Below are 6,000 nucleotides of genomic sequence, written 5' to 3'. Positions count from 1 at the left end.
CAGTATCGACGAGATGAAACAAACATCAATTTATGTTGTGGCTCAGCAAGCAGGGGGCTTGAATGAATTAATCGGGCCCGAGCCGCTAACCAAAGAAGAAATCAAAGAGTTGTGGGAGGAGGAGAAGAACGGAAGCCTGGATAAGAAGCTCCAGCTTATCCGACAAAGCAAGGAATTCACCGATCAAGCCGATAAAGCGGTTATCGAATCCGAAGACTCCAACGGAAAGGCCGAGGACAAGGATGATAACCTGAAGCAGGATAATAAAGAGAAGGACGCCGACAAGGCGCTGGATAAGGAACAGGAGCAAATTAGAAAAGAGCAGGAGCAAATCAGGAAAGAACAGGAGAAAGAAAAGAAGGAACAGGAGAAGGCAAAGGATAAGGAGCAGCAGCAGCGAAAGAAGGAACAAGAGAAGTGGGAAAAGGAGCAGGAGAAAGAGAAGAAAGAGCTGGAAAAGGAGCAAAAAAAGAAGCAGGAGCAGGAAAGGAGAGATCGCGAAAAATATAATGAAGAGCTAGAGAAAGAAAAGATTGAGAAAGAGAAGGAGAAAGAAAAAGAACAGGAGAAACGGAATAAGGAGCAGGAAAAGCAGCGGCAGGAACAAGAGAAGGAGAAAGAAAAGGAACAGGAGAAACGGAATAAGGAGCAGGAAAAGCAGCGGCAGGAACAAGAGAAGGAGAAAGAAAAGGAACAGGGGAAACGGAATAAGGAGCAGGAAAAGCAGCGGCAGGAACAAGAGAAGGAGAAAGAAAAGGAACAGGAGAAATGGAATAAGGAGCAGGAAAAGCAGCGGCAGGAACAAGAGAAGGAGAAAGAAAAGGAACAGGAGAAACGGAGTAAGGAGCAGGAAAAGCAGCAGAAGGAACAAGAGAAGGAGAAAGAAAAGGAACAGGAGAAACGGAGTAAGGAGCAGGAAAAGCAGCGAAAGGATCAAGAGAAGCGAAATAAGGAGCACGAGAAATGGGAGGAAATGAATCTGGACCAGCTTCCCGCGTATAAAGTTTTTTATCACGGCTACAAGTAGAAACCGGGCCCCCGAAAGGGTCTTTTTGCCATTTTGGACAAGATCATAGAAATCGGTTTTCTTAATCCTGAGATATACTTATACATAATCTTAAAATGGACCTCCTGACACGGGTTGCCCTAAAACAAACAAAAGTGCAGCATGAATTGAAACAAACTTTGGAGACTGCTTTGGCAGCTCCTTTTTTTCTTTAAACCGTCTGCCAGGCTCGACTTATGATAAAATATGTTTATCTCATTGTTTAGTATACAAGGTATAATAATATGGCTTAAACTCTATACTCTAATAGTTAGGGGGAGAACGATGCGGTACAGCATTTTCGGCAAGACGGGGTACAAAGTATCCTCATTAGGGTTCGGGGCCATGAATTTGCCCGGGGTTCCCTACGAGCAAGCGGATAAAGCATTGAATTATGCATTGGACCAAGGAATCAATTATATAGATACGGCGGCAGCATATCGGAATAGCGAGGAGATCATAGGCCGGTCGATCGCCGGACGGCGGGATGAATACTTTCTGGCCACCAAGACGAATAAACGGGATTACGAGTCGGCCAGGCAGGAGATCGAGAACAGTCTGAACAAGCTGCGTACCGATACGATCGATTTGCTGCAAATTCATTATGTCAATTATGAGCATGAATTTGAGAAAGTTATGGCGGAGGATGGCGCCTATCGGGCCGCTTTGGAAGCGAGGGGGGCCGGCAAAATCCGGTTTATCGGAATTACCGGCCATCGGCCGGATCTATTGACCCGATGGATTGAATCCGGCAGCTTCGATCAGGTTTTGTTCCATCTAAATCTCGCCCAACCTTTTGCCCTGGAGCAATTGATTCCTGCGTTAACCCGGAAGCAGATGGGGAAGGTGGCCATGAAGCCATTGTCAGGAGGCTTCATTCAACCGGTAGAGAAAGCGATCCGCTATCCCTACAGCCAGGACGTCCATGTTACGATTTCGGGGATGGTCAGCGTGGATGAGGTTCGCGAGAACCTTAGGGCGCAAGAGCAGGAAGTAGGTACCGAGGAGCGGGAAGAGCTGGAATCCTTGGCAATGGAATTGGGCGGGCACAATTGCCGGCGCTGCAATTACTGCTCCTGTCCAATCGGCATTCCTATCCCGGATGTCATGATCTCCAGTCGAATTCGCAATCATTTTGGACTTCTTCCCAAGGGTGATGCCTTCTACCAGAAGCATAAGGATAAATTATTTTCGTGTGCCGATTATGAGCCGTGCAAAGAACAGCCGTTATGTGAACAGAAGTGTCCTTACCATCTCCCTATGCAGACAGTTATTCAGCAATCGGTATCTTATTTTTCTAATTGAGGTGACGGTATGAACGGATGGAATAGCACTGACTCCCGGCTCTTCTCGTGGACCTATGACAGTCCTGAAGCGGGGAGTCCCGACCGGAACGAGGCACTGGTTTATTTCATGAGTCAGGAAGAAGCACCCCCGCCGCTGCTGAGGCAGGAGCTGAAGGATGCCATTGTTGGGTTATCGGAAGCGAAAGTGTTTGCAGCCGGGAGGGGGGAAGCGGAAGTGCTGCCCACCCTTGGGTTCAACCCTTATCCGCAGATCATTATAGCTGGTTTGGGCCCTAGTGGTGCCGATGCTCAAGCATGGCGTGAAGCAGCGGCAGCGGCTGTCCGCAAAGCGCTGGCAAGGGGGATCGGCAAACTTGCGATTATGACAGATAGCGTGGGTAAGACGGAGAGCGATCCGCTAACCCGGATTCGGGCACTGACGGAAGGCTTTATGTTGGGAAGCTACTATAGACAAACCTACAAGAAAACAGCCCCTTCCCGTGTGCTGCTGGAGCAAGTGAAATATTATGTCACGGATAAGGCTGAAGAAGCCAAGCTGCAAGATGCGATTCAAACAGGCTGTATCTATGCATCGGCAACCAACTATGCCCGGGATTTAACGAATACGCCGGGCAATGCGTTCGTTCCGGAGACCATGGCCTCGGAAGCGAAGCGGCTTGCCGAAGCTTATGGCCTGGAATGTGCAGTTCTCGATGACAAGCAGCTTCTGGAGCAAGGGATGCTTGGCTTATATAACGTCGGCAAAGGAAGCATTCACCCGCCCCGGATGATTGTCTTAAAATACCAGGGGCTGCCGGAATGGAAGAACGTTCTGGGGCTCGTCGGCAAAGGCGTAACCTTCGATACGGGCGGCATCTCCTTGAAAAAAGCGGACGGCATGGACGAAATGATTAGCGATATGGGCGGCGGTGCTGTCCTGCTTGGAGTCATGAAGGCCATCGGGGAAATGAAGCCCCAGGTCAATGTTCTGGCGGTTATACCGTCGGCAGAGAATATGCCTTCCGACAGGGCGCTGAAGCCCGGTGATGTTATTTCTACCCTTAGCGGCAAAACCATTGAGGTTACGAATACCGACGCCGAAGGAAGGATCATCCTGGCCGATGGCGTAACCTATGCTAAACAGCTCGGCGCCGGGCGCATTATCGATGTGGCTACCCTGACAGGAGCCGTTCTCGTTAGTCTAGGGGACTTGGCGACGGGGGCGGTTTCGAATAACGATGCTTTTATGAAGGAATTGCTGCAGGCCGCGGAACGAAGCGGAGAGAGGCTGTGGCAGCTGCCTGCATACCCCGAGTATAAGGAAGCGTTGAAAAGTTCGGTCGCCGATATCAAAAATTCTACGGTCAACCGTTGGGCAGGGGCGATCACCGGGGGATTGTTCATAGGCGAATTTGCCGAGGACACGCCGTGGATTCATCTGGACACGGGAGGCACGGCCTATTTACTGAAGGAACGGGGAGTCGATCCCGAGGGAGGCACTGGTGCAATGGTCCGTACCCTGCTTCATTACATCGTTCATTAAGAAGCCGGACTACCGTCCAATTATGGAAAGCACTCATAGTTGAGCCAAGGCTCGTGAGTGCTTTTTTTGTTGTTATAGAGAGTTGACTGGAAGCCCCAGGACTTTTAAAAGTCTTATTTTTAAAAAAGAGTTCATTCTAATGCTAAAGTACTATATAATAGGAGATAAAATATGACAAAATTCAACTAATATTTATGAAATTTTCCAACCTAATGGCCGCTGTCCATTAGCCTCGTCCAGGGGCAGGGTCTGTAGGATAACGGGTAGTCATCCCTTAGGCAAAGGTCGGAAAAATACGAGGATGATCGATGTGGGAAATAAACAATCCTTGACTCGCCGTATCGAGGTGAGCGGCTCCTTTATCAGTATTGGTTTCTGGCTTATCCTTGCCGTCCTTTTCTATACCACACCTTTAATCTCGGCCTTAGGATTAGATGCAAACCGGATTGCTCCTGTTTTTGTCTATGGGGCAAGCACCCTAATTTTCCTTCATGCTGCGTCGTTAATTGTGCCAAGGTCGGCAAATATTCACCCGTTGTTGTCGAAATTTGCGGTATTTTGGGGATATGTTCAAATCCTGTGGCTCATTCTGGCCACCGGAGGGAGCAACAGTCCTCTATTATCGCTTATTTATTGTATAGTTATCCATTCATCAATTTATTGGGGAAGGCGGATAACTTATATTCTTGCAGGAAGCCTTGCAATCGTGTATGCGCTTCAGTTAGCAGCGAGCGTCCCGGAACCGGCTGCCATTGTTAATTTCGTCACCCATTTCCTGGTGCTGATGGGACTGGCATGGCTGAGCGGCCTAATATCCGTACGTGGAGATCGACAGCAGTCAGATCAGCACAATAACGAATCTGGTGTGAAGCTATTCCAGTGTGAGTACATCGATAGCTCGCCTGTACCGGTTGTATTGCATTCTCAAGGAGAAATTCTATATGTGAATCCAGCGGCAGCGGAATTGCTCGGGGCTTCCGCTCCGGCGGAGCTGTCCGGCCGATCCATCTTTGAGCTTATTCCGGAGGGAGAGGGCGAGAAGCTGAGAAGGAAGCTGGAGCGTGCCGGTCATTCGTCCATGCAAACCAGCATAGATGAGTTACAGGCGGTTCGGCTGGATGGCCGGACGATTCAACTGGAGGTTCTGTCGAAATATGTACATCATCACACGGGGCAGACTCTCATCCAAAGTGTTCTGAGGGATACTACCGAGCAGAAGAGGAAGGAAGAACTGATTCGCCGTTCGGAGAAGCTCTCCGTGGTAGGGCAATTGGCCGCCGGAGTAGCCCATGAAATCCGGAATCCCCTCACGTCATTGATGGGGTTTACCCAGCTTCTCAAGTCGAAGAATGAGGATAATCATAAATTTTTCGATATCATGCTGTCAGAACTACATAGAATCAACAGTATCGTGAACGAATTCATGGTTCTATCCAAACCGCAGAATGTCAATTTTCGTATGACATCGGTGACTTCGATTTTAAAGAGTGTCATTTCACTGATCAATACCCAGGCTATTATGAGCAATGTCCGGATCACTACCGGATTTGAGCCGGATTTGCCTCTGTTATGGTGCGACGAGAATCAGCTTAAGCAGTTGTTCATTAACCTGCTGAAAAATTCGCTGGAAGCGATGCCGGATGGAGGAACGGTCCGAATTACGGCTGAGCATGGACTACCGGATAAATTAATCATCAAGGTTATAGATCAGGGGATCGGGATTCCCCAGCAATTCATGACCAGAATCGGAGAACCTTTCTTTACGACCAAAGATTATGGCACCGGACTGGGCTTGATGACATGCTGGCGCATTGTAGAAGCCCATTGCGGGCAATTAAACATCAAGAGCAAGGTGAATGCCGGGACTACGGTGGAAGTATCTCTCCCCCTTACTTCGAATGCCGGCTCATAATCTTATGAACGAACGCCATCCTTCCGAGCTAGACGAATTCTTTGCTTGGAAGGATTTTTTATCATTCGACAGATTTCCTTCTTTTCTAATCCATCACGTCTTATACTTAATAAAGTGATCGACATCATCCGAAATTTCTGGAATTCCCCGAGAGCTTTCGACAATCTTTTCAAGACCTCCTCAAGAATCGGTTTATGCAAATATTTGTAATGGT

At 48.5% G+C, this 6,000-nt stretch carries 4 protein-coding genes; all 4 read left to right on the top strand.

Features of this window, described 5'->3' with window-relative positions:
* A partial coding sequence (locus ACFQ03_RS15910) for a hypothetical protein (protein ID WP_379289347.1) occupies nt 1-1,027 on the top strand: 1,027 nt, incomplete at its 5' end.
* 303 nt (nt 1,028-1,330) lie between these two features.
* Nucleotides 1,331-2,350 (top strand): aldo/keto reductase, encoded by a 1,020-nt coding sequence (locus ACFQ03_RS15905; RefSeq protein WP_144933671.1) that lies wholly within the window; start codon nt 1,331-1,333, stop codon nt 2,348-2,350.
* Nucleotides 2,351-2,359: 9 nt separating this feature from the next.
* Nucleotides 2,360-3,874, top strand: a complete 1,515-nt coding sequence (locus tag ACFQ03_RS15900) for a leucyl aminopeptidase (RefSeq protein WP_379289345.1) — start codon at nt 2,360-2,362, stop codon at nt 3,872-3,874.
* Between the two features lie 310 nt (nt 3,875-4,184).
* On the top strand, nt 4,185-5,786 hold the full coding sequence (locus tag ACFQ03_RS15895; RefSeq protein WP_379289343.1) for an ATP-binding protein: 1,602 nt from the start codon (nt 4,185-4,187) through the stop codon (nt 5,784-5,786).
* The last annotated feature ends 214 nt before the right edge of the window (nt 5,787-6,000 follow it).

Source organism: Paenibacillus residui (assembly GCF_042677205.1).
GTDB lineage: Bacteria > Bacillota > Bacilli > Paenibacillales > NBRC-103111 > Paenibacillus_L > Paenibacillus_L residui.
This window is presented reverse-complemented; position numbering and strand designations above follow the sequence as displayed.